The sequence below is a fragment of the Streptomyces sp. NPDC002206 genome (assembly GCF_053593595.1).
Map to the genome: position 1 here is coordinate 261,565 of NZ_JBSFCW010000006.1, position 23,033 is coordinate 284,597.

Below are 23,033 nucleotides of genomic sequence, written 5' to 3' on the forward strand. Positions count from 1 at the left end.
CGCATGGAGATCTCCTCGCTCACCCAGGCCGTAGCCGCCGAGTTTGCTCCGAAGTCCACGTATCTCAACACCTCCAGCTGCGGGCTGCTGCCCCACCGCACCGTCGAGGCGGTGAAGACGCTCGCCGACGAGAACGCCGCGGGCACCGGTGCGGGCGCCGGCAGCTTCGACGCCGTGGACGCCGCACGGACCCGGTTCGCCGGGCTCGTCGGTGTCGGTCCCGACCGGGTCGCCACCGGCAGCTCGGTCGCCGTCCATGTCGGTCTGATCGCGGCCTCGCTGGAGCCGGGCGCCGAAGTGCTGGTACCCGAGGGAGAGTTCAGCTCGGTCGTCGGCCCCCTCGCAGTCCGTGGGGATCTGCGGATGCGGTACGCCCCGCTGGACGGCTTGGCCGAGGCGGTGCGGCCCACGACCGCGCTGGTAGCCCTCTCCTCCGTACAGTCCGCCGACGGCCGGATCGCCGACCTCGAAGCGGTTCGCGCGGCGGCCGCCGCGCACGGCGCCCGGGTCCTCCTCGACGCCACCCAGTCCGCGGGCTGGTTGCCGCTGGACGCCGGCGCGTACGACTACACGGTCACGGGCGGCTTCAAGTTCCTGCTCTGCCCGCGCGGTACCTCGTTCCTCACCGTCACCGAGGAGGCGCAGGAGACCCTGTCGCCCCTGTATGCGAGCTGGGTGGCCGGCGAGGACCGCTGGAACAGCACCTACGGGCCCGTCGGCCGGCTCGCCGCCACCGCGCGCCGCTTCGACGAGGCGCCCGCCTTCCTCGCCTACCACGGCGCCGAGCGCTCCCTCGCGCTGCTGGCCGAGATCGGCATCGACACCGTGCACGCCCACAACACCGCGCTCGCCGCCCGGTTCCGTACCGCCCTGGCCGGGATCGGCCACGAGCCGGTGCCCGGCCGGTCCGCGGTCGTCGCCGTGCCGGGGCTGGGAAGCCGGGAGGCGGCGCTGGCCCGGGCGGGTGTCGCGGTGTCGGTCCGGGCCGGGAATCTGCGGGCGGCCTTCCACCTCTACAACACGCAGGCCGATGTGGACCACGCGCTGGAGGTGCTCGCGGGCTGACCGCTCAGCGGCCTTCCGGGCAGTTCTCGGCCTCCCGGGAGAGGTTCTCCTCGACCTTGGCCAGCAGCCGGGCCAGCTCGGTGCGCTCCGTCGCGTCCAGCCCGGCGAGCGTGCGCTCCTCCAGACTCGTCCAGGCCCGCTCGACATCCGAGTGCAGCGCGCAGCTGTCCGCGCTGGCCTCGACCAGGACGGCCCGCCGGTCGTCCGGGTCGGGGCGGCGGCGGACATGACCGGCCTGTTCCAGCCGCTGGAGCATCTTGGTGACGGTCGACGGATCGAGGTCGACCGCCTTGATCAGCTCCGACTGGCGCGCCGCGCCCGCGTCCCACAGGTACATCATCAGGAACTCCTGGCCGGGGTAGAGCCCGGCGCACCTGAGCGCCTTGCCGGCGGCGATCCGGTGCAGCCGGGCGACCCGTGAGACGGCATGGCTGAGCGGGCCGCCGCGGGCGGCGCTCGGCAGCTCCGTACAGACGGGGTCGACGGGTTCGGCCTTCATGGGGGACTCCTCGGGGCGATGCTCCGGCCTGCGGCCTGTCCGGCGGATCGGGCCCCGTCCGGGGCCGGTTCCGGCGCTCTCCACGAACTTTACCTTGGTCGGCCAATCAATGCGTTACAGTGGCGCAGGACGAAATACTTGGCCGACCATGTAAATTTCCTTAGGAGCTTTCATGACCACCGTATTCGACCCGATCGATCTGTCCGGCACCCAGCTCGCCAACCGCATCGCCATGGCCCCGATGACCCGCAGCCGTGCCGGTGACGGCGGTACCGCCACCGATCTCACCGTCCAGTACTACGCCCAGCGCGCCTCGGCCGGTCTTATCATCACCGAGGGCATCCAGCCGTCCGTCGTCGGCCAGGGCTACCCCTTCACCCCGGGCCTGCACAGCGCGGAGCAGGTCGCGTCCTGGCGCAAGGTCACCGACGCGGTGCACGCCGCGGGCGGCCGGATCTTCGCCCAGATCATGCACACGGGTCGCATCGGCCACCCGGTCCTGCTGCCGGACGGACTGACCCCGGTCGGCGCCTCCCCGGTCAAGGCCGCCGGCCAGGTCTACACCCACGTGGGACCGAAGGACTTCATCGAGCCGCGTGAGCTGACCGACGCCGAGATCCGGCAGACCGTGGCCGACTTCGCCTCCGCCGCCCGCAACGCCGTGGACGCGGGCTTCGACGGGGTCGAGCTGCACGGTGCCAACGGCTACCTCATCCACCAGTTCCTCGCGCCCAACACCAACCTGCGCACCGACGAGTGGGGCGGCTCCGACGAGGCCCGCATCCGGTTCGCCGTCGAGGTGGTCAAGGCCGTCGCCGCCGAGATCGGCGCGGAGCGCACCGGGCTGCGCATCTCGCCCGGAAACGCGTACAACGACATCGACGAGCCCGCACCGGACGCCGTCTACACCGCGCTGGTACAGGAGATCGAGCCGCTCGGCCTCGCCTATCTGCACGTCCTGGAGGCGCAGGAGATCCGCGAGCTGACCCTCGCACTGCGCAAGCAGTTCTCCGGCACCTTCGTCATCAATGTGCTGACGGACGGGCCGACCGGACCGGACGACCACTCGGTGATCGACGACGGGATCGCCGACATCATCTCGTACGGTGCGCTGTTCCTCGCCAACCCGGACCTGCCCGCCCGGCTGAAGGCCGGCGGCCCGTTCAACACCCCGGACCCGTCCACCTTCTTCGGCGGGGACGCAAAGGGGTACGTCGACTACCCGGCGCTGGGAGCCTGAAGGCCTACGCCGAATCCCGGCGCACCAGTTCGGTGGGGAGGATCACCGCAGCCGGCTCCTCCCCGCCGATCCGGGCCAGCAGTACCCGTACCATCTCGGCGCTGATCCGGTCCCACGGCTGCCGGATCGTGGTCAGCTCGGGCCGGGACGCGAGCGCCGCGGGCGAGTCGTCGAAGCCGCCGACCGCGACATCCTCCGGCACCCGCCGCCCGCCCTTCTCCAGTGCGGCGAGCACGCCCTGCGCCATCAGGTCGGAGGCGACGAACACCGCGTCGAGGTCCGGGGCCCGCTCCAGCAGCAGTGCGGCGGCCGCCTCGCCGCTCGCCCGGCTGTAGTCGCCCGGGACGATCAGCGCGTCGTCGGCGGGCAGCCCGCACTCGGCGAGCATCTCGCGGTAGCCCGCAAGCCGTTCGACGCCGCCGGGGGTGTCCAGCGGGCCGCTGACCGTGCCGATCCGGCGGCGCCCCGACTCGTACAGATAACGCACCATGTCCCGGGCGCCGTCCCGGTCGTCGGCCGCCACATAGCTGACCTTCGAGCCCTGCCCGAGCGGCTTGCCGCAGGCGACGAGCGGGACCCCGGCCTCGTGCAGCCGCGCGGCGACCGGGTCGCCGGAGTGACTGGAGACCAGCAGCACTCCGTCCACATGGCCGGCGATGTACCGCATGTTCCGGCGGCGTTCCGCCTCGGTTCCCGCGGGCCGTCCCGCCATCACCCGGCACCGCCTGGGCAGGGGCACCGCCTGGTACATCTCCACCCGGCTGTCCGGACCCCATCTCGACGCCGTCCTCGACCGGGCCTGCGACGACGCCCGGATCGCGCCGCGCACCGGTCTCCCGCACGACGTCGAGGTCGTACGCCGCACCGGTGACAGCGGCACGTACCTCTTCGCGATCAACCACACCCGGGACGACGCGAAGGTGCCGCTCGACGGCCCCGGCACCGAACTCCTCACCGGCGAGCACACCGTGGGCCACCTCGCCGTTCCGGCGGGCGTGGTCCGGGTCGTACGCCTCGACGGCTGAGTCGCCCTGGAGAACGACATCGCGACACCGGACCAGCTGGTCACCGGCCACCGGGGAGTCCGCCTAGGCGGCATCGAGCGGCGCGCTGCGCCACTTCCATGAGGTGATGCGTTCCCGCCCGGGCAGCTCGGCGCGGCCGGTGGACCAGAGCAGGACGGTCCACCGGTCGGCGTCGTCCGGGGAGTCCGGGAAGAGCCGGGCCAGCACGCGGTCGCACAGATCGGCGGGCGGTGCCCAGGTGATGTCCAGGCCCTGGACGACATCGTGCGTATGGACCAGGGTCTCCACGATTCCCATGGCCGCGAAGCCCTCCGGGTCGGACACCCCGTACGAGTGGTAGGAGCGGACCTCCGCCGCGGTCGTCCGTACTATCGCCGTCAGCAGGGCGCCGCTCGCCTCCAGGGTCTGGAGCAGGCCGATCGGCCCCGCGTCGGGGTTCGCGAAGATCGAATTCGCCGGGCCGCCCTTGCGGTCGGCTCCCCAGCGGTACGGGACCTCGCGGTCCAGCGGTGGCTTCCTCGGGCCCAACTGGGCGGCGTACGCGAAGAGATCGTCGTTCAGATGCTCCACGGTCTCCCAGGAGTCCCACTCCAGCGACCCGGCGGGTGCCCGCCAGTGGTTCTCCGGAACCTCGCGGAGGGCGGCGAGCGCGAGATGGACCGCGGTGGTCACATCGTCCGCGGTGACCGGCAGCCGGGTCGCGGTCAGCGTGGCCCGCTCGACGGCGCTGCACTCCACACAGAACTCATTGCCCTCGGGGTCGGCGAGCGTCGCCCAGCCCCGGCCGTCGGGCCTGCGGTGCTCGCCGACGAGCGTGGCGCCGAGGGCGAGCAGCCGCTCGACCTCCTCGTCCCGGGTTCGGTCCTGCGGCTGGATGTCCAGGTGGACGCGGTTCTTGACGCTCTTGGGCTCGGGCACCGAAATGAACAGCAGCGCGACGCCGGGGGTCTCGACGAGTGCCTCGGGATCACCGGGTCCGTCGTCGTCGGACAGCCGGGCACCGAGCACCTCGGCCCAGAAACTGCCGAGCTTGTAGGCGTCGGCGCAGTCGAAGGTCATGTGACGTACAAGTGAGGTCATGGGACCAACTGTCGCCGTTGCCGGCCGCCGGGGTCCACCAACTTTCGCCAGGGGCCGGCACGACGAACGTCGTCCCGGCCCCTGGCGCTGACGGGCGCGGCCCGTCAGCGCCTCACCTCACCGGCGAGAAATCGCGCGCCCCGATGAACTCCGGGCGCCGCACCGGCGCCGCGAACGGTTCCTCGGCCGTGTTCTCCACGCTGTTGAAGACGATGAAGACATTGCTGCGCGGGTACGGGGTGATGTTGTCCCCCGAGCCGTGCATGCAGTTGCAGTCGAACCAGGTCGCCGAACCGGCCCGGCCCGTGAAGAGCTTGATGCCGTGCCGGTCGGCCATCTTGGTCAGGGCCTCGTCGGACGGGGTGCCGGCGTCCTGCATCTTCAGCGACTGCTTGTAGTTGTCCTTCGGCGTCTCGCCCGCACATCCGAGGAACGATTTGTGCGAACCGGGCATGATCATCAGCCCGCCGTTGGTGTCGTGGTTCTCGGTGAGCGCGATCGACACGGAGACGGCCCGCATGTGCGGCAGACCGTCCTCGGCGTGCCAGGTCTCGAAGTCCGAGTGCCAGTAGAACCCCGAAGCGCCGAAGCCCGGCTTGACGTTGATGCGCGACTGGTGGACGTACACATCCGAACCGAGGATCTGGCGGGCCCGGCCCGCCACCCGCTCGTCGTTCACCAGCCGGGCGAAGACTTCGCTGATCCGGTGGACCTCGAAGACCGACCGTACGTCCTGCGACTTCGGCTCGATGATCGACCGCTCATCGGCCCGCACCGCAGGATCGGCGATCAGCCGTTCCAGTTCGGCGTGGTACACGGCCACTTCGTCCGGCCTGATCAGCTCGTCGACGGTGAGGAAGCCGTCCTGCTCGAAACCCTGCAGGTCCTTTACGGCGATCGGGCCCGGGGCGCCGGGCGCGGACCAGATGACCGGGTCCTGGCGGGGGGTGGTCATCTCGGCCGTGCGCCGGGTGGGATACAGGTCGGGGCGTACATCGGTGATCATGGTTCAGCCCTCCTCGGTCAGTACTGGGTAAACACCGTTCTCGTCGTGCTCCTCCCGTCCCGTGACGGGAGGGTTGAAGACGCAGACGCAGCGGAAGTCGGTCTTGGGGCGCATGGTGTGGCGCTCATGGCCGTCCAGCAGGTACATCGTGCCGGGGCTGATCCAGTGCGTCTCGCCGGTCTCGTCGTCGGTGAGCTCGGCCTCGCCCTCGACACACAGGACGGCCTCGATGTGGTTCGCGTACCACATCGACGTCTCGGTACCTGCGTACATCGTGGTCTCGTGGAGTGAGAAGCCCACCTTCTCCTGGGCGAGCACGATGCGCTTGCTCTCCCAGGTTCCGGAAGCGGCCTTCACGTGCCGGTCGGTGTTCTCGATGTCGCTGAACGATCGGACGATCACGGTGAGTCGGAGCCTTTCTCTCTGCAGCGGTACTTCTGTGCGGGCCTGCCCGGGGTGGACCCGGCCAGACGGTCGGGATGTCGCGCGACCCGTGGGCCGGGCGGTCAGACGGTTTCGCGGACCGCGCGGGCCAGCGTGCGCAGGCCCTCGTCCAGCTCCTCGGGGGTGATGGTCAGTGGCGGCAGCAGCTTCACGACCTCGCTGCGCGGGCCGGAGGTCTCCACCAGCAGCCCCAGCTCGAATGCGCGCGCACAGACCGCGGCGGCGCGCGAGACGTCGGTGAACTCGAGCGCCTGGACCAGGCCGCGGCCACGGAACTGCGCGCCCAGCCGGGCGTGTTCGTCGCAGATCGCGAGCAGCGCCTGCTCGACCTGTTCGCCGCGGGCCAGCGTCTGCTTCTCCATCTGGCCGTCCGCCCAGTAGGCGTCGAGCGCGGCGGCGGCGGTGACGAAGGCCGGGTTGTTGCCGCGGAAGGTGCCGTTGTGCTCGCCCGGGCCCCAGATGTCCAGCTCCGGGTTGAACAGGCAGAGCGACATGGGCAGTCCGTAGCCGCTGATGGACTTCGACAGGGTGACGATGTCCGGGGTGATGCCGGCCTCCTCGAACGAGAAGAATGCACCGGTGCGGCCGCAGCCCATCTGGATGTCGTCGACGATCAGGAGCATGTCGCGGCGGCGGCAGAGATCGGCCAGCGCCCGCAGCCACTCGGGCCGCGCCACATTGATGCCGCCCTCGCCCTGTACCGTCTCGACGATCACCGCCGCGGGCTGGTTGAGGCCCGAGCCCTGGTCCTCGAGAAGCCGCTCGAACCAGAGGAAGTCCGGGACCCTGCCGTCGAGGTAGTTGTCGAACGGCATCGGCGTGCCGTGCACCAGCGGGATGCCGGCCCCGGCCCGCTTGAAGGCGTTGCCGGTGACGGCGAGCGAGCCGAGCGACATGCCGTGGAAGGCGTTGGTGAACGAGACGATCGACTCGCGCCCTTTCACCTTGCGGGCCAGTTTCAGCGCGGCCTCGACGGCGTTGGTGCCGGTCGGGCCGGGGAACATCACCTTGTACGGCAGGTCGCGCGGCCGCAGGACGACATTGTGGAAGGTCTCCAGGAAGGCGCGTTTCGCGGTGGTCGCCATGTCCAGACCGTGGGTGATGCCGTCGCGCTCTATGTAGTCGATCAGCGCGCGTTTCAGCACCGGGTTGTTGTGGCCGTAGTTGAGGGATCCTGCACCGGCGAAGAAGTCGAGGTACGAGTGGCCGTCCTCGTCGGTCAGCCGGGCGCCCTGCGCACGGTCGAACACGGCGGGCCAACTGCGGCAGTAGCTCCGGACCTCCGACTCCAGGGTCTCGAAGACGCTCAGGGCGGGCGGGGTGATGGTCACGGGGGATCTCCTGCTTGTGGGGGTGTGACGGGCGGCGGTGGAACGGGCGCTTCGGTCGACGCCGGGCCGGGGCGTGTCACCCGGGCTGCGCCTCAGACGTGGAACGGACCGATGCGGTACAGCACTTCCGGCAGATGTGTTCCCTCGGGGAACAACCCGCCGTCGAAGAGCACTTCGCGCTCCACGGCCGCGTCATGGCGGAGCGCGTAGGAGGTGAACAGCCGGTCGGAAGCGGTGTTGTCCGGGGTGATGGTCGTCTCGACCCGGGCCAGGCCCTGTTCTGCGGCGACCCGCGCGGTCAGCGAGTCCAGCAGCTCGGCGGCCAGTCCGATGCCGCGATGGCCGTGGTCGACGGCCACCTGCCAGACGACGAGCGTCTCGGGGCGGTCGGGCCGGATGTATCCCGTCACGAAGGCGACCGGCTCGCCGGTCTCGTCGCGGGCGACCGCGGAGGTCGCCGCGAAGTCACGGCACCACAGCAGGTAGCTGTACGAGGAATTGAGGTCCAGGACCTCGGAGTCGCGGGCGATGCGCCAGATCGCGGCCCCGTCCTCCACTCGTGGGGTGTCGATGGTGATGAATTCGCTTCGGGCACGTGCAAAATCTGCTGGTGCGGCGGTCATGTGAAAGGAATTTACCCAGCAAATTTTGAAATTGCATCGCTGAAAGGGGTTGGGTCAAAGAAGTCGCTGTGTTATCACGCGGGCGCGCGCCCCGGCGTGAAACTGTTTCGATTTCTTCCGTTTTGAACCTTATTAATGCCGCAAAACGGCCACGTTGTGGAGTCGGTCACAGAGTTGCAACTTCCCGGAGACGCAACCGAATTGTGCCGATCGGCGTTGTCGAAACTTTGGCGTTTAGGCTCCGGGAGAGCGGGCAGAAGAATGCGGGGAGCTGCTCTCGATAAAGCAGCTCCCCGCATTGATGAATTCTTATTCGCTCGGCCAGGTTTCCGAAACGGCCTTGCGGGCAGATTCGAAGTCGACCTGCCGGCCCTCATCGGCCAGCGCCGACCCCAGAGCCGCGATCGAGGACTGCACCACGCCCCGCGTCGCATCCACACCGTAGTGATTGACCCGGATCATCTCCTTGGACAGAACCCCGCCGCCCGCGATCAGCGGCAGCGAGGGGTCGGTCGCGAGCGCCTTGGCGACCAGCCCGGCGGCGTCGACTCCCGCGGGTGCGCGCAGCGTCGTGGCGACCGGCGCCGCGTCCTTGGCCTCGTGCACATACGGCGCCAGGCCGCCGCCGAGTGCCACCGCGCCCGCCCTCGTGGCCGCTGCGGCCGCCGCGTGCCGGGCCATCAGCGCTTCCGGGCCCTCCGCCTCGATGCGCTCCAGGCACGCCTCGAGCGCCAGCATCTCCAGCTGTGCGGGGGCGTGCAGGAGCGCCTTGCGGCCGCCGTCGATCCAGCGCTCCTTCCAGTCCAGGAGAGAGAGGTACGAGTGGCGCGGGGCCTCGGGGTTGGCGGCGATCCGCTCCCAGGCGCGCTCGCTCACCGACACCGCCGACACCCCGGCCGGTCCGCCCATCGCCTTCTGCGCGCCGATCACGCACAGGTCGACACCCCACACGTCCGGCAGCAGCGGCTCGGCGCCCACCGAGGCGACGGCGTCCAGCATGAAGAGCGCCCCGTGGGCCCGGACGACCTCACCGATCTCGGCGACCGGGTTGGTGTTGCCGGTCGCCGCCTCCGCGTGGACCAGCGAGACGAAATCGATCTCCGGGTGCGCGGCGAGCGCCTGCGCGACCTGGTCGGCGGTGACCGCCGTGTGGAACGGCACCGCCAGGTCGATCACATTGGCACCGCAGTCCCGCAGCCAGTTCCCGAAGGTCTGCCCGTACGGCCCCGTGACCACGTTCAGCGCGGTCGAACCGGGCCGGGCGCCGCTCCGGATGCAGCCTTCGAGAGGAAGCAGTGCCTCGCCCTGCATGATGACGACGTCCTGCTCGGTGGCGAGGAGACCGGCCACCCGCTGCTCGATGGCGGCGAAGTGCGCGGCGGTGAGCGGGGCGAGGTCGAGGAAGGGGTGCGTCACGGTGGTGCTCTCTTCGGATCGGGTCGGCCTGCAGTTCGGCGTACGAACAGTGCTTCCGTCGAGAGTACCCAGGGCCCTCCGGACACCGCCTCGTACAGTGCTGCCATGAGTGATCACAAGGCGCAGCCGGTGCTGCACGTGAAGGGGCGGGTGCTCGTCGGTCCCGACGACGTCAGGGACGAGCTGTGGGCGGTCGGCGGGCGGATCTCGTACGAGCGGCCGCCCGGCGCGGACGCGGCGGAGACCGTCACCGGCTGGGTGCTGCCGGGCCTCGTCGATGCCCACTGCCATGTGGGGCTCGATCACCACGGCCCGGTCGACGCCGCCACGAGCGAGAAGCAGGCGCTCACCGACCGGGAGGCCGGCACGCTGCTCATCCGGGACGCCGGATCGCCCTCCGACACCCGGTGGATCGACGACCGCGAGGACCTTCCCAAGATCGTCCGGGCCGGCCGTCATATCGCCAGGACCCGCAGGTACATCCGGAACTACGCCCATGAGATCGAGCCCGGCGACCTCGTCGCGTACGTCGCGCAGGAGGCGCGGCGCGGCGACGGCTGGGTCAAGCTGGTCGGCGACTGGATCGACCGGGACGCCGGTGACCTGACCGCCTGCTGGCCGCGGGGCGAGGTCGAGGCGGCCATCGCCGAGGCACACCGGCTCGGCGCACGGGTCACCGCGCACTGCTTCGCCGAGGCCGCTCTCGTCGATCTCGTCGAGGCCGGGATCGACTGCATCGAGCATGCGACGGGCCTGACCGAGGACACCATTCCGCTCTTCGCCGAGCGCGGCGTCGCGATCGTCCCGACGCTGGTCAACATCGCCACGTTCCCGGACCTCGCGACGGGCGGCGAGGCCAAGTTCCCGCGCTGGTCGGCGCATATGCGGCAGCTGTACGAGCGTCGTTACGACACCGTGCGCGCGGCGTACGACGCAGGGGTGCCGGTCTACGTCGGCACCGACGCGGGCGGCTCGCTGGCCCATGGACTCGTGGCGGAGGAGGTCGCCGAACTGGTCAAGGCCGGCATCCCGGCGCGCGAGGCGCTCTCGGCAACCGCCTGGGGCGCCCGCGCATGGCTCGGGCGGCCGGGGCTGGAGGAGGGCGCCCCGGCGGACCTGGTGGTGTACGACGAGGACCCGCGGGCGGACGTACGGGTGCTGGCGGCGCCGCGCCGGGTGGTGCTGAACGGGCGGGTGATCGGCTGACGCAACCGTGTCCCAGCGGAAAGGGTGACACGTTGACAGCCGGTGTCCGAACCGCCCTCGCGCTCGTTGTAGCACTTCTGTGCACACTCCGGTGCGCTTGCGCCACACCTCCCGTGCGCTCGGCGGATCGGGTGACGATGAGGAGCACCGAAGGAACAGACGTACCTCGATATTCGAATACAGGCGCGGAAACCCCCCATTGGAGTGAACTCGCCGTAGGTGTCTGTCAGTTCACCCTCTGTACGAAAAGATTCACGGAGTCGAGGTCGCCGGCGCCCGCGATGTCCCCCATTGGACGGTGCCGGTGGCTCCATGTCTCTTGTGGGGGTTCCACCATTTTGAACAGCAACACCTTCCGCCTGGCCGCCCTGGCGGTCGCCGCCGCTCCTGTCGCTCTGCTGGTCGCCGCCCCGGCGCACGCCACCGGAGCCACCACGACCACCGGTGGCGGGAAGGCGAGCGCGGTCGTGCTCCGTACCGCACTCGATGTATCACTCCTGAGCAAGACCGTCGATGTGCCGCTCAAAGCCACGCTGAACGAGGTGCACGCACCGGCGAGCGCCGAGCAGACCGCGCTCCGCGTGCGGCTCGACGGCGTGAATCACGGGCGCCCGTTCAGCGTGCTGCGCGCCGACGTGGCCACGGCGAAGGCGACCGTCGACAAGCACCGGGCGGAGGGTTACAGCAACCTGGCGAAGGCCCGTGTGCATCTGCCCGGACTGCCGCTGCTCTCGCTCATCGAGGCCGAGAAGGTCACCTCGAAGGCGGTCTGCGAGGTGGGCCGCAAGCCCGTCGCCGAATCCAATGTGCTGGGCCGTGTCTCGGTCCTCGGCAAGCGGGTCACGCTCACCTCGGGCGGCACCACGCGGGTCGACGTGCCGGGTGTGGGCGAGGTGACGCTCGACCTGTCGAAGACGCGGACCACGTCGCGTACCGCGGCGGCCACCGCGCTCCGCCTGGAGGTGTCGGTCAACCCGCTCAAGCTGAACGTCGCCGACGTCAAGGGAGAGGTCACGCTCGCCGAGGCGACCTGCGAGACCCCGAAGGGGACCGAGCCCACGAAGCCGGCGGGCGGCAGCGACGGCGGCACCACCGGTGGCGACAACGGTGACGGCGGCACCGATGTGAAGCCCCAGAACGGGACCGGGCACGCCCCGGCGGCGGTCGACACCAATCTCGCGGAGACCGGCGGCAGCTCCACGACGCCCTACATCGCAGGCGGCGCGGCCCTGCTGCTGGCGCTGGGTGCGGGCGCCATGGTGGTGGCCCGCAGGCGCGGCGCCCAGGACTGACGCGACCCGGCCCGAGGGGGGCCGAGGGGCGGCGTCAAAGGGGACGGACGAGCAACAGGGAGGCGGGGAGCGGTGTTCGCGTGAGATCGCGCGAACACCGCTCCCCGCCCGTGCGTGAGATCAGCCGCCGGGCCCCTGGCCGTCAGCGGCCGACGAGCACCAGCGCCTGATCGAGCGCCTGCAGAAAGCGGTTGGTGGTCGCACGGTCGCGTACGGCCAGCCGCAGCCACTCGGGGCCGAGCCCCGGAAAAGTGTCGCCGCGCCGCGCCGCGAACCCCAGCGTCCGCAGCCGCTCCCGCACCTGCGCGCCCCGTTCCAGCCGAACCAGCACGAACGGTCCGTCGGCCGGCTCCGCCACCCGCACCTCGGCGAACTCCATGAGCCCCGCTACCAAATGGGCCCGGTCCACCGCGATCCGGTCCGCCGCGGCGGCCGCCTCCGCCAGCGCCCGCGGCTCCATGCACGCCTCGGCCGCCGCCAGCGCCGGCGAGGACACCGGCCACAGCGGCTGGGCCTCCTGCAGCGCGCCGATGGTCTCCGGGCCGGCCAGTACGTAACCGATCCGCAGCCCCGCCAGCCCCCACGTCTTGGTGAGGCTGCGCAGCACGACGAGGCCGGGGATGTCCGTACGTCCGCACAGCGCCTCGCGCTCGCCCGGGACCGCGTCCATGAATGCCTCGTCGACCACCAACGTCCGCCCGGGACGCGCCAGTTTCTCCAGTGCGGCCGCCGGATGCAGGACCGACGTCGGGTTGGTCGGATTGCCGACCACCACCAGATCCGCCTCATCGGGCACGGCCGCCGGATCCAGCCGGAAGCCGTCCTCGGCGCGCAGCAGCACCCGCCCCACCTCGTGCCCGGCCGCGCGCAGCGCCGCCTCGGGCTCGGTGAACTGCGGATGGACGACGACCGGCCACCGGGCCGGCAGCGCCCGGGCGATCAGCACGAACGCCTCCGCCGCGCCCGCCGTCAACAACACCCGTTCCACCGGCAGCCGGTGCCGCTGCGCGACCGCGGCCCGCGCCGGGCCCCCGTCCGGGTAGACGGCGAGCGTGGCGAGAGAGGCGGCTATTCGTTCCTTCAGCCAGGCCGGGGGCGTATCCGTGCGTACGTTGACGGCGAGATCGGTCAGATCCCGGCCGCGTACCTCCGCGTCACCGTGATGTCGCAGATCGTGCCCGCCCGCGCTGTTCACGTCGGGACTCTCAGTGGGAGTGTGCATGACTTCCAGGGGGGTGTGGGGGGACTGGTTCATGACCGTGGGGTGGAGCGACAGCAGGACGACTATGTGCCCGGCACCGGGCTCCACGCAACGGTCGGATCCGGATGCGCGTGCGATGCCCGCCGGGCCACCGCACACGTCACCTTTCCCACCCGCCCCCGGGGGCTCGACTTCCGCTTCGGTACGAGCAGTTCGTCCGCACCGACGAGAGCCGCCGCCTCCGCGACCGACGGCGTGCCGACCGCTGCGAGCGACACGCCCGACGGATTCGGCACGGCGACCGCGGCCAGCTCGTCCGCGCGGTACGCACGCACCGGTACGCCCAGCCGCGCCGCAGCGCCGACGATCCCCGGCTCGTCCGCCTTGGCGTCGACGGTCGCCAACTCCACGACGCCGCGGGGCGAGAGACCGGCCTCACGCAGTACGGAAAGGACGAGCCCCAGTACTTCGTCGACCGTCACACCGCTGCCCGCCCCGACCCCGACGACCAGCAGAGCCATGGGAGAAATCCTTTCGCGAACTCGGTGGACGGGGCGGGTCCGCGATGCGGGCACCGGGGTCGATCGGCCGGCAGGAGCCCGTGGCGGTGTTCGTCGCGCTCGGCGCGTTCCTGGTGCCCCTGGCGGGCGGCCGGGTCGCCCCCGCGTTACTGACTGCTACCACCGTGGGCATCGCGGACCGACGGTGTCATTCCGCGGCCCGCTCGACGAACCGCCGGGCGATGCCCGGCGCCGAAGCCCAGTGCGTATGCAGATAGCTGGCATGGACGCCCTGTTGTACGAAGCCCTCCACACGCCGCTCCGGCAGATGCATGCCCCACGCGGGCGCGGAACCGGCACCCGGCTCCAGCACCGTCCGGTGGAACTCGTGCCCGCGCAGCCGTGTGCCGACCGCGGCCAAAGCACTGTCGGTGATCGCGACGGCCTCCCGGTAACCGAGTGTCAGCCGCTTCGACATCCGGCCCTCGGCGTCGAGCACCCCGCACATCGGCAGTCCGTCGAGCGAACGCGACAGATAGAGCAGCCCGGCGCACTCGGCTGCGACGGGTGCCCCGGCGGCCGCGAGATCGGCAACGGCCTTGCGGAGCGGCTCGTTGGCGGACAGCTCGGGGGCGTACACCTCCGGGAACCCGCCGCCGATCACGAGCCCCCGGGTGCCCTCGGGCAGAGCCGCGTCCCGCAGCGGATCGAACGTCACGACCTCGGCCCCGGCGGCGGCGAGGAGCTCGCTGTGCTCCGCGTAGGAGAAGGTGAACGCCGGCCCCCCGGCCATGGCGATGACGGGCCGACCACGACCGGACCCGTCCGGGCCACCACTCTCCGGTCCGTCCGGCGTCCGAGGACCGGAGCCCCGGTTCCGGGAAGGGCCGGGCAGGGCCGCGTCGCAGGCGCCCCCGCCTCCCACCGCACCCCGCACGGCCTCCACCGGATCCCACGCCCCCGAGCCCGCAGGCGACCGGGGTGCCGACCGCGCCAACGCCATCAACGCATCCAGATCACACCCGCCGCCCACCTGCGCGCCCATCGCCGCGACCGCGGACACCGCATCGCCCCGCCGCTCGGCCACCGGCACCAGTCCCAGATGCCGCGAGGGCGTGGCCACCTGTTCGGCCCGCCGCAGCACCCCCATCACCGGCACACCGGACTCGTCCAGCGCCTCCCGGAGCAGCATCTCGTGCCGGTCCGAGCCGACCTTGTTGAGGATGACCCCACTGATCCGTACCTCCGGATCCCACGAGGCGAAGCCGTGCACCAGCGCGGCGACCGACCGCGACTGCGACGACGCGTCCACGACCAGCACCACCGGCGCCTGCAGCAACTTCGCGACATGGGCGGTCGACGCCAACTCGCCCTGCCCGGACGCCCCGTCGTACAGCCCCATCACCCCCTCGACGATCGCCAGGTCGCACCCACGCGCCCCGTGCGCGAACAACGGAGCGACCAGCTCCGGCCCGCACATGTACGCGTCGAGATTGCGCCCCGCCCGCCCGGTGGCCAGTGAGTGATAGCCGGGGTCGATGTAGTCGGGTCCGACCTTGTGCGGCGACACGGCGAGACCGCGCTGCGTGAAGGCCGCCATCAGACCCGTCGCCACGGTGGTCTTGCCGCTGCCGGAGGCCGGCGCGGCAATCACCAGTCGCGGAATCGTCACCACTCGATGCCCCTCTGGCCCTTCTGCCCGGCGTCCATCGGGTGCTTCACCTTCGACATGTCGGTCACCAGATCGGCGGCCTCGACGAGCTTCTCCGGGGCATTGCGTCCGGTGATCACCACATGCTGCGTGCCGGGACGGTTGCGCATCACCTCGACCACCTCGTCGGTGTCGATCCAGCCCCAGTGCATCGGGTACGCGAACTCGTCGAGGACATACAGCTTGTACGTCTCGGCCGCCAGGTCACGCTTGACCTGCTCCCAGCCCTCCCGGGCCTTCTCCTCGTTGTCCGTGTTGTCGCCGTGCAGACCGCGCTGCACCCACGACCAGCCCTCGCCCATCTTGTGCCAGGCGACCGTGCCGCCCTCACCGCTCGCGCCGAGTACCTTCAGCGCGTTCTCCTCGCCGACCTTCCACTTCGCCGACTTGACGAACTGGAACACCCCGATCGGCCAGCCCTGGTTCCAGGCGCGCAGCGCGAGTCCGAACGCGGCCGTCGACTTGCCCTTGCCGATACCGGTGTGGACGAAGAGCAGCGGACGGTTGCGGCGCTGGCGGGTCGTCAGCCCGTCGTCCGGCACGGTGGTCGGCTGTCCCTGCGGCATTAGGCTGCCCTCCTGTTGGATCCGTTGGTTCCCTGAACGTCTCGGACGAGTCCGGCGATCGAGTCGGCCCGCAGCTCGTCGAGCGTGACGGCGGTGCCGCCTAGATCGCGCGCCAACCGGCCGGCCAGCCCGAGCCGCACGACCCCCGACTCGCAGTCCACGACGACGGACGCCGTGCCCTCGGCCTCGTGCAGCCGCGCGGCCCGCGCGGCCAGCGCCACCGGGTCCGGGCCGCCGGTCGCCCGCCCGTCCGTCACCACGACCAGCAGCGGCCGCCGCGACGGATCGCGCAGCCGCTCCACCCGCAACACGTCATGGGCCTTCAGCAGCCCGGCCGCGAGGGGGGTACGCCCACCGGTCGGCAGCGTCTCCAGGCGTGCGGCGGCCGTGTCCACGGACGACGTCGGAGGCAGCGCCACTTCGGCGCCCTTGCCCCGGAAGGTGATCAGACCGACCTTGTCCCGCCGCTGGTACGCGTCCAGCAGCAGCGACAGCACCGCGCCCTTCACGGCGCCCATGCGCTGCCGGGCGGCCATCGACCCGGATCCGTCCACGACGAAGAGCACCAGGTTCCCCTCGCGCCCCTCCCTGGTGGCCTGCCGCAGATCATCGCGCCGCACCACGAGGCCGCGCCCGGTGCGTCCGCGCGCGTGCTGGTGCGGGGCGGCGGCCTGCACGGTCGCCGTCAGATGCAGCTTGGTCAGCAGCCCCTCGGGCCGCCGCGCACCGGTCGTGCGACCGTGCTCGGTACGCGCCCGGGACCGCCGCCCCGCCGCACCCTCACCGATCCCCGGCACGCTGAGCATCTTCGTCCGGAACGGCTCGGCAGCTCGTACGGGCTGCTGCTCACCGCCCCCGGCCGGGCGGCCCTGCGAGGGGAGTCCGGGCGTGTCGCCGTCACCCGCCTCGGGCTGCGGCGGCGTGTCGGGCCCGTCCCCCTGCGGCGGCTGCCCGCCCCCACCCGGCCCGTCCGGACCGGGGTCGTCCCCGCCGCCGTCCCCGTCACCGCTGTTCTGCTCCAGCGTGTCGTCGAGTTTGTCCTCGTCGAGACCGGGCGCGTCGAAGGGGTTGCGGCGGCGCCGGTGCGGGAGCGCGAGGAGCGCTGCCTGCCGGACGTCCTCGGCGAGCACGTCGGTACGTCCCGCCCATGCGGCCAGTGCGGTCGCGGTGCGGGCCATCACGATGTCGGCGCGCATCCCGTCGACCTCGAAGGCCGCACAGGTGGCGGCGATCTGCCGCAGGGCACGGTCCCCGAGCGCCACCTGAGGAAGGAGTGCCCGCGCGGCAGCGATCCGCTCCCGCAACGCACCTTCCTCCTCGGCCCACCGGGCGGCGAACCCGGCCGGATCGTCGTCGTACGCGAGCCGCCGCCGCACCACCTCGACCCGCTGGTCGGTCTCGCGCGACGCCGCGACCTCGACGGTCAGCCCGAACCGGTCGAGCAACTGCGGCCGCAGCTCGCCCTCTTCGGGGTTCATCGTCCCGACGAGCAGGAACCGTGCGGCATGCCGTACGGAGACGCCCTCGCGCTCCACGTACGAGGCGCCCATGGCCGCCGCATCCAGCAGCAGGTCCACCAGGTGGTCGTGGAGCAGGTTGACCTCGTCGACGTACAGGATTCCGCGATGTGCATCGGCGAGGAGCCCCGGCTCGAACGCCTTGACCCCCTCGGTGAGCGCCCGCTCGATGTCGAGCGCCCCGACGAGCCGGTCCTCGGACGCGCCCACCGGCAGCTCCACGGTCCGAGCCGCGCGCGACACGCCGCCCCCGGCCTCGTGAGGCCCATCGGGACACGCGGGATCGGGCAACACGGGGTCACACGAGAACCGGCACCCGGAGACGACATCGACCTCGGGCATGAGCGCGGCAAGCGCCCGCACGGCGGTGGACTTGGCGGTCCCCTTCTCCCCACGCACGAGCACACCACCGACAGCGGGCGATACGGCGTTCAGCAACAATCCGAGCCGCAGATCGTCCTGCCCGACGATGGCAGTAAAGGGGTACGGGGTACTCACAAAGCCTCCTTGACGACGTCATCCATCCAAGAACCGGCGCTCCGTCCAGGCCCGCCGTCCAACGTGTCCGGGCGGCTGCTCAGCCCGTCCCGCCCCTGAGGACCGGAGTCCGGGGCGGAGCCCCGGTCACGGGAAGGGACGGGTACGGGAACGGAGCCCGTCGCGGGTGCCCCCCTCACGCCGACCCCCCGGTCACCCCGGCGCCGCGCGCCCCACGGGCCGCCGGCACCTCCGGGGCACCGGGGCCCACGAACGGCAGTCCTCCCGGCACCCCCGCCTCGATCAACCGCATCAACGCCCCCGTATCCGCATGTTCCTCGATCAAATCCCCCAGCCGGTCCAACTGCTCCTCCCGCAGCGCCCCGAAACTCGTGTCCGGCGCCGGCACGAATCGCCGCCCCGCAGCCGCCGCGACCTCCACCAGGAATTGCCGCCGGAACGCATCGCTCTCCAGCGAGCCGTGCCAGTGCGTCCCCCACACCGCCCCCACCCGGCACCCGTCCAGGAACGGCTCGCCGCCCCGCACATCGGCGACCCCGTGATGGATCTCGTACCCCTCCACCGGCTCCCCGAGCGCCGAACCGACCGGCCGGGCCAGGGTCTTCTCCCGGTCGAACCGGATCCGTACCGGAAGCAGCCCGAGCCCGTCGACCTGCCCGGCCCGCGACTCCACCTCGTCCTCGATGCGCTCACCGAGCACCTGGAACCCGCCACAGATGCCGAGCACCGGACGCCCCTGCGCGGCCCGCCGCAGCAGCGCGTCGGCCAGCCCCCGTTCGCGCAGCCAGGCCAGCGCCTTCACCGTGCCGCGCGTGCCGGGCACGATCACCAGGTCCGCGTCGGCCAGCTCCTCCGCCCGGTCCACGAACCGCACGACCACACCCGGTTCGGCGGCCAGCGCGTCCACATCGGTGAAGTTCGACATCAGCGGCACCGCGCACACCGCGACCCGCAGCACGTCCTCGCCGTGCGGCGGCGCGACGACCGACTCGCGTACGGCCCCGCGCAGCGAGACCCGCAGTCCGTCCTCCTCGTCGATGCCCAGGCCATGGACGAACGGCAGCACCCCGTACGTCGGCCGCCCGGTCAGCCCGTGCAGCATGTCGAGCCCCGGCTCCAGCAGCGACACGTCGCCGCGGAACTTGTTGACCAGATAGCCCGCGATCAGCGCCTGGTCCTCGGCGCCGAGCAGCGCCGTCGTACCGAAGAAGGAGGCGAAGACACCGCCGCGGTCGATGTCGCCGACGACGACCACCGGGAACCGCGCAGCCCGCGCGATCCCCATGTTCACGATGTCGGTGCGGCGCAGATTGATCTCGGCCGGGCTGCCCGCCCCCTCGCAGATCACCGCGTCGTACGTGCCCCGAAGCTGCTCCAGACAGTCCACGACCGTGGAGAGCAGCGACTCCTGCCGCCCCCCGTGGTAACCGCGTGCACTCATCTCGCCCACCGGCCTGCCCATCAGGACGACCTGGCTGGAGCGGTCGCTGCCGGGCTTGAGCAGTACCGGGTTCATCAGCGCGGTCGGCTCCACCCGGGCTGCCTGGGCCTGCATCGCCTGCGCACGTCCGATCTCCGCGCCCTCGCGGGTGACGAACGAGTTCAGCGACATGTTCTGCGCCTTGAACGGCGCGACCTTCACCCCTTGGCGCACCAGCCAGCGGCAGATGCCTGCCGTGACGACGCTCTTGCCCGCGTCCGACGTGGTTCCGGCGACCAGCAGTCCGCCGCTCATCTTCCGCTCCGTCCCGCGGCCGGGCGCCGCCCCGTGGACGACCGCCGTCCCGCGATCAGCCGGCCCGCCGCGCACACGCCGAGGGCCAGCACCCCCACCCGGCGCGAGAGCCGCACCGCGCGTTCGATGTCCTCGGTCTCCACCGCACGGCCCGCCGCGCCGTTCAGCACCGGCCGGTGCTCGACACGGCCGCCGTACGCGAGGGTCCCGCCGAGCCGTACGCCGAGCGCGCCCGCGAACGCGGCCTCCACCGGACCCGCGTTGGGGCTCGGGTGCTTGTCTGCGTCGGCGCGCCAGGCCCGTACCGCCCGACGTGGCTGCCCCCCGGCAGCCACGGCGAGCGCGGCCGTGAGCCGGGCACCGGGCCAGCCGACGACGTCGTCCAGCCGGGCCGAGGCCCAGCCGTAGCGCAGATGGCGGGGTGATTTGTGCCCGACCATGGCGTCGAGGGTGTTGACGGCCCGGAAGGCGACGAGTCCGGGCACGCCGCCCAGCGCGCCCCACACCAGCGCGCCGACGACCGCGTCGGAGGTGTTCTCGGCGACGGACTCCACCACGGCGCGGGCGATCTGCGGCCCGTCGAGGGAGTGCGGGTCGCGGCCGCACAGATGGGGGAGCCGCTCACGGGCCAGTGCGATGTCACCGGCGGCCAGCGCGCCGCCGATGGCGCGGGCCTCGCGCCCCAGCGAGGTGCCGCCGACGACCGACCAGGTGGCGGCCGCGGTGAGGGCGACGGATGCGGTGGGATGACGGCGTACGGCACGGGCGGCCAGTGCGGCTCCGCCCGCGGCGCCTCCGGCGCAGACCAGGGTGTGCAGTGCGCCCCACCCGCGGTGGTCGCGCCACAGGTGGCGCTCGACGGCCGCGGCGGCCCGTCCGAATGCGGCGACCGGATGCCGCCGGCGGGGATCACCGAGCAGCAGATCGCCGATCAGACCGGCCGTGGCGCCGTACGCGAAGATGCGGTCGGCTCGCACGGCTCAGCCGGCCGTTGCGCCTCGAAGGACCTTCGTACAGTCGGCTCTTGGTGGGAGCGGCACAGAAACGGACGACGACGCACGGCAGCCGGGCATGGCGATATGTCCTCACTCAGGGTCCGCGCCCTGGTTCGACGTGACCGGCGGCGAGAGTCTCCTGGCTCCCGGATCCGCAGTTCCCCCGGCCTTCCAGCCCGCCTGCGCGAGCCGTGACTTCCGGTGTGGGGGACTGCTCCCCGGTGACAGTGGCGGGACCGCGCCGGATTCGCACCGGCTTCCTCTGCTGTCGCCGTAAATGGCTCCGGCAGTCCACCACGCTCCGCGAATGCCCGTCAACCTGGCCTTGACCTGCGGCGGCGCAGTGTGCGCAGACGCACATCGGGCCGGACACACGCGAGGTGTGTCCGGCCCGGTGAGACCCCGATGACGGAGTGCGGGTAGGTGCTCAGGCGACGATCAGATAGATCCCGTACGCGACCGCGGCCGCGCAGAGCCCGAAGCAGAGGTACGCGCCGGTGCGGGCGAGTGCCAGGGAGCCCGAGGTGGAGCCGCCCTGCGCCGCCGGTTCCGGCTGCTTGGAGAGGCCGACGATGCCCAGGGTGAAGAGGCCCACCAGCGCCACGGTGACGACGAGGGAGACGCCGAAGACGGAGCCGAGAGCTGCCCAGTCGATGTTCATGGTGATCTGTCCTTACACCGTGGCGGGCCGCGCCGGATCGGCGACGGTTCCGGCCGGGGCCGGGATGGTGGTCTTGAGGTCCGTGTCCGTGGCTGCGGTGGCGTCCACCGTCGTGGCCGGAGCCGCGGCCCCGGTGGGCGGCGGGGTGACGGCCGCCATGGCGGTGGTGATGACACCCGCCGGTTCGGCGTCGGGAGCGACATCGCCGTGACCGACCGGCTTGCGGCGGGACAGCAGCCAGATGGCGGCGGACCCCCCGATCAGCAGCATGGCGACGACGACGACACCCCAAGTGCCCTGCTTGGTGAGGAATTCCGCGCCCGCACCGACCAGACCGGCGGCCGGCAGGGTCAGACCCCAGGCGATGAACATCCGAGTCGCGGTGGACCAGCGGACCACACCGCCCCGGCGGCCCAGTCCCGCACCCATCACGGCGCCGGAGCACGACTGGGTGGTGGAGAGGGAGAAGCCGAGGTGCGAGGAGGCCAGGATGACCGTGGCCGCGCTGGTCTGGGCGGCGAAGCCCTGCGGCGGCTTGAGTTCGGTGAGGCCGCTGCCCATGGTGCGGATGATGCGCCAGCCGCCGAGGTAGGTGCCGAGCGCGATGGCCATACCGGCGGAGACGATGACCCAGACCGGCGGGTTGGAGCCGGGGGAGAGAACGCCGCCGGTGACCAGGGCCAGGGTGATGATGCCCATGGTCTTCTGCGCGTCGTTGGTGCCGTGGGCGAGCGAAACCAGTCCGGCCGAGGCGATCTGGCCGGCGCGGTAGCCCTTGGCGGTGGCCTTCTCCTGGGCGTCGTTACCGACCTTGCCGCCGATCCGGTACGTCAGCCTGGTCGCCAGCAGTGCGGCGAGACCGGCGACGACCGGGGCGGCGACCGCGGGGAGCAGCACCTTGGTGACGACGGTGCCGCCGTCGACCGAGGACCAGCCCGCCGACATCACCGCGGCGCCGATGAGACCGCCGAAGAGGGCGTGGGAGGAACTGGACGGCAGGCCGACCAGCCAGGTCAGCAGATTCCACAGAATGGCGCCGACGAGGGCCGCGAAGATGACTTCTGTCCGCAGCCCGTTCTCGTTGATGATCCCGCCGGAGATCGTTTTGGCGACCTCGATCGACAGGAACGCGCCGACCAGGTTGAGAGCGGCGGACATGGCCACCGCTGTCTTGGGTTTGAGAGCGCCGGTCGAGATGGTGGTGGCCATCGCGTTGGCGGTGTCATGGAAACCGTTCGTGAAATCGAACACTAGAGCTGTCACGATCACAATCGCGAGGAGCAGCGTGATGTGTTCCATTTACCCAGGCAATCGCTCGACGTCATTGGCTCGTGGACCGTAGGCAACCTGGGTGAACGGAAGATGAACTGGACGGGGCCCTGTGGTGACTCCAAGCGGAGTGGCGTTGATCGTTTCGTCCGC

General features: G+C 71.5%; 18 protein-coding genes, 3 pseudogenes and 1 riboswitch. Of the genes and pseudogenes, 5 read left to right on the forward strand and 16 right to left on the reverse strand.

Features of this window, described 5'->3' with window-relative positions:
- Positions 1–3 precede the first annotated feature (3 nt).
- The gene (locus tag ACWCP8_RS15155; RefSeq protein ID WP_355999863.1) at positions 4–1,065 is read left to right on the forward strand and encodes an aminotransferase class V-fold PLP-dependent enzyme; all 1,062 of its coding nucleotides are present in this window, start codon (positions 4–6) and stop codon (positions 1,063–1,065) included.
- A gap of 4 nt (positions 1,066–1,069) precedes the next feature.
- On the opposite strand, the gene ACWCP8_RS15160 is transcribed toward ACWCP8_RS15155, so the two are convergent.
- A complete protein-coding gene (locus ACWCP8_RS15160) occupies positions 1,070–1,564 on the reverse strand; it encodes a MarR family winged helix-turn-helix transcriptional regulator (RefSeq protein ID WP_352264607.1) in 495 nt (164 codons plus the stop codon).
- 172 nt (positions 1,565–1,736) lie between these two features.
- Between ACWCP8_RS15160 and ACWCP8_RS15165 the strand changes: the two genes are divergently transcribed.
- Positions 1,737–2,804 (forward strand): alkene reductase, encoded by a 1,068-nt coding sequence (locus ACWCP8_RS15165; protein WP_352264608.1) that lies wholly within the window; start codon positions 1,737–1,739, stop codon positions 2,802–2,804.
- A gap of 4 nt (positions 2,805–2,808) precedes the next feature.
- Here the strand turns inward: ACWCP8_RS15165 and ACWCP8_RS15170 are convergent.
- Positions 2,809–3,501 (reverse strand): annotated as a pseudogene (locus ACWCP8_RS15170) (LacI family DNA-binding transcriptional regulator); the annotation flags it as partial.
- Here ACWCP8_RS15170 and ACWCP8_RS15175 point away from each other — a divergent pair.
- A pseudogene (locus ACWCP8_RS15175) lies at positions 3,500–3,829 on the forward strand (Beta-galactosidase C-terminal domain); the annotation flags it as partial. The pseudogenes ACWCP8_RS15170 and ACWCP8_RS15175 overlap by 2 nt on opposite strands.
- Positions 3,830–3,892: 63 nt before the next feature.
- Here ACWCP8_RS15175 and ACWCP8_RS15180 read toward each other — a convergent pair.
- The 6 genes from ACWCP8_RS15180 to ACWCP8_RS15205 form a co-directional block, all read right to left on the reverse strand.
- Positions 3,893–4,909 carry a VOC family protein gene (locus ACWCP8_RS15180; RefSeq protein WP_451116297.1) on the reverse strand — a complete coding sequence of 339 codons (1,017 nt, stop codon included), beginning with the start codon at positions 4,907–4,909 and terminating at the stop codon, positions 3,893–3,895.
- A gap of 112 nt (positions 4,910–5,021) precedes the next feature.
- Positions 5,022–5,915 carry an ectoine hydroxylase gene (gene thpD, locus ACWCP8_RS15185; protein ID WP_451116299.1) on the reverse strand — a complete coding sequence of 298 codons (894 nt, stop codon included), beginning with the start codon at positions 5,913–5,915 and terminating at the stop codon, positions 5,022–5,024.
- A gap of 3 nt (positions 5,916–5,918) precedes the next feature.
- Positions 5,919–6,317: an ectoine synthase gene (locus ACWCP8_RS15190; protein WP_352264613.1), complete on the reverse strand. Its 399-nt coding sequence runs from the start codon at positions 6,315–6,317 to the stop codon at positions 5,919–5,921.
- A gap of 104 nt (positions 6,318–6,421) precedes the next feature.
- The gene (ectB, locus tag ACWCP8_RS15195) at positions 6,422–7,690 is read right to left on the reverse strand and encodes a diaminobutyrate--2-oxoglutarate transaminase (RefSeq protein ID WP_411085739.1); all 1,269 of its coding nucleotides are present in this window, start codon (positions 7,688–7,690) and stop codon (positions 6,422–6,424) included.
- A 92-nt stretch (positions 7,691–7,782) separates the two neighbouring features.
- A complete protein-coding gene (ectA, locus tag ACWCP8_RS15200) occupies positions 7,783–8,247 on the reverse strand; it encodes a diaminobutyrate acetyltransferase (RefSeq protein ID WP_451116365.1) in 465 nt (154 codons plus the stop codon).
- A 375-nt stretch (positions 8,248–8,622) separates the two neighbouring features.
- Positions 8,623–9,729: a pyridoxal-phosphate-dependent aminotransferase family protein gene (locus ACWCP8_RS15205; RefSeq protein WP_352264617.1), complete on the reverse strand. Its 1,107-nt coding sequence runs from the start codon at positions 9,727–9,729 to the stop codon at positions 8,623–8,625.
- Between the two features lie 105 nt (positions 9,730–9,834).
- Between ACWCP8_RS15205 and ACWCP8_RS15210 the strand changes: the two genes are divergently transcribed.
- The gene (locus ACWCP8_RS15210; RefSeq protein WP_355999837.1) at positions 9,835–10,935 is read left to right on the forward strand and encodes an amidohydrolase family protein; all 1,101 of its coding nucleotides are present in this window, start codon (positions 9,835–9,837) and stop codon (positions 10,933–10,935) included.
- A 338-nt stretch (positions 10,936–11,273) separates the two neighbouring features.
- Positions 11,274–12,227 carry an SCO1860 family LAETG-anchored protein gene (locus ACWCP8_RS15215; RefSeq protein WP_451116302.1) on the forward strand — a complete coding sequence of 318 codons (954 nt, stop codon included), beginning with the start codon at positions 11,274–11,276 and terminating at the stop codon, positions 12,225–12,227.
- 142 nt (positions 12,228–12,369) lie between these two features.
- Here the strand turns inward: ACWCP8_RS15215 and cobC are convergent.
- From cobC to ACWCP8_RS15255, 8 genes and pseudogenes are all read right to left on the reverse strand, one after another.
- A pseudogene (gene cobC / locus ACWCP8_RS15220) lies at positions 12,370–13,949 on the reverse strand (Rv2231c family pyridoxal phosphate-dependent protein CobC).
- 187 nt (positions 13,950–14,136) lie between these two features.
- Positions 14,137–15,603, reverse strand: coding sequence for a cobyrinate a,c-diamide synthase (locus ACWCP8_RS15225; RefSeq protein WP_451116304.1), 1,467 nt, complete (start codon positions 15,601–15,603; stop codon positions 14,137–14,139).
- Complete coding sequence (gene cobO / locus ACWCP8_RS15230; RefSeq protein WP_355771082.1) at positions 15,597–16,205, reverse strand: cob(I)yrinic acid a,c-diamide adenosyltransferase; 609 nt, start codon at positions 16,203–16,205, stop codon at positions 15,597–15,599. The genes ACWCP8_RS15225 and cobO overlap by 7 nt, the downstream gene beginning before the upstream one ends.
- On the reverse strand, positions 16,205–18,220 hold the full coding sequence (locus ACWCP8_RS15235; RefSeq protein ID WP_451116306.1) for a putative cobaltochelatase: 2,016 nt from the start codon (positions 18,218–18,220) through the stop codon (positions 16,205–16,207). Before ACWCP8_RS15235 ends, cobO begins: the two co-directional genes overlap by 1 nt.
- Before the next feature lie 175 nt (positions 18,221–18,395).
- Positions 18,396–19,955 (reverse strand): cobyric acid synthase, encoded by a 1,560-nt coding sequence (locus tag ACWCP8_RS15240; RefSeq protein WP_355999827.1) that lies wholly within the window; start codon positions 19,953–19,955, stop codon positions 18,396–18,398.
- Complete coding sequence (locus ACWCP8_RS15245) at positions 19,952–20,932, reverse strand: cobalamin biosynthesis protein (RefSeq protein ID WP_352264630.1); 981 nt, start codon at positions 20,930–20,932, stop codon at positions 19,952–19,954. The genes ACWCP8_RS15240 and ACWCP8_RS15245 overlap by 4 nt, the downstream gene beginning before the upstream one ends.
- Positions 20,933–21,083: 151 nt before the next feature.
- Positions 21,084–21,212, reverse strand: a riboswitch (cobalamin riboswitch).
- 165 nt (positions 21,213–21,377) lie between these two features.
- Entirely contained in the window at positions 21,378–21,611 is a 234-nt protein-coding gene (locus tag ACWCP8_RS15250) for a hypothetical protein (RefSeq protein WP_267005848.1), read from the reverse strand.
- Between the two features lie 12 nt (positions 21,612–21,623).
- The gene (locus ACWCP8_RS15255; protein WP_352264632.1) at positions 21,624–22,910 is read right to left on the reverse strand and encodes an inorganic phosphate transporter; all 1,287 of its coding nucleotides are present in this window, start codon (positions 22,908–22,910) and stop codon (positions 21,624–21,626) included.
- Positions 22,911–23,033: the final 123 nt, after the last annotated feature.

Coding starts and splice junctions, on each gene's coding strand:
- ACWCP8_RS15210 (WP_355999837.1), top strand. CDS start 9,835: ATGAGTGATCACAAGGCGCAGCCGGTGCTGCACGTGAAGGGGCGGGTG.
- ACWCP8_RS15180 (WP_451116297.1), bottom strand. CDS start 4,909: ATGACCTCACTTGTACGTCACATGACCTTCGACTGCGCCGACGCCTAC.
- thpD (WP_451116299.1), bottom strand. CDS start 5,915: ATGATCACCGATGTACGCCCCGACCTGTATCCCACCCGGCGCACGGCC.
- ACWCP8_RS15165 (WP_352264608.1), top strand. CDS start 1,737: ATGACCACCGTATTCGACCCGATCGATCTGTCCGGCACCCAGCTCGCC.
- ACWCP8_RS15250 (WP_267005848.1), bottom strand. CDS start 21,611: ATGAACATCGACTGGGCAGCTCTCGGCTCCGTCTTCGGCGTCTCCCTC.
- cobO (WP_355771082.1), bottom strand. CDS start 16,205: ATGCCGCAGGGACAGCCGACCACCGTGCCGGACGACGGGCTGACGACC.
- ACWCP8_RS15255 (WP_352264632.1), bottom strand. CDS start 22,910: ATGGAACACATCACGCTGCTCCTCGCGATTGTGATCGTGACAGCTCTA.
- ACWCP8_RS15240 (WP_355999827.1), bottom strand. CDS start 19,955: ATGAGCGGCGGACTGCTGGTCGCCGGAACCACGTCGGACGCGGGCAAG.
- ACWCP8_RS15155 (WP_355999863.1), top strand. CDS start 4: ATGGAGATCTCCTCGCTCACCCAGGCCGTAGCCGCCGAGTTTGCTCCG.
- ACWCP8_RS15160 (WP_352264607.1), bottom strand. CDS start 1,564: ATGAAGGCCGAACCCGTCGACCCCGTCTGTACGGAGCTGCCGAGCGCC.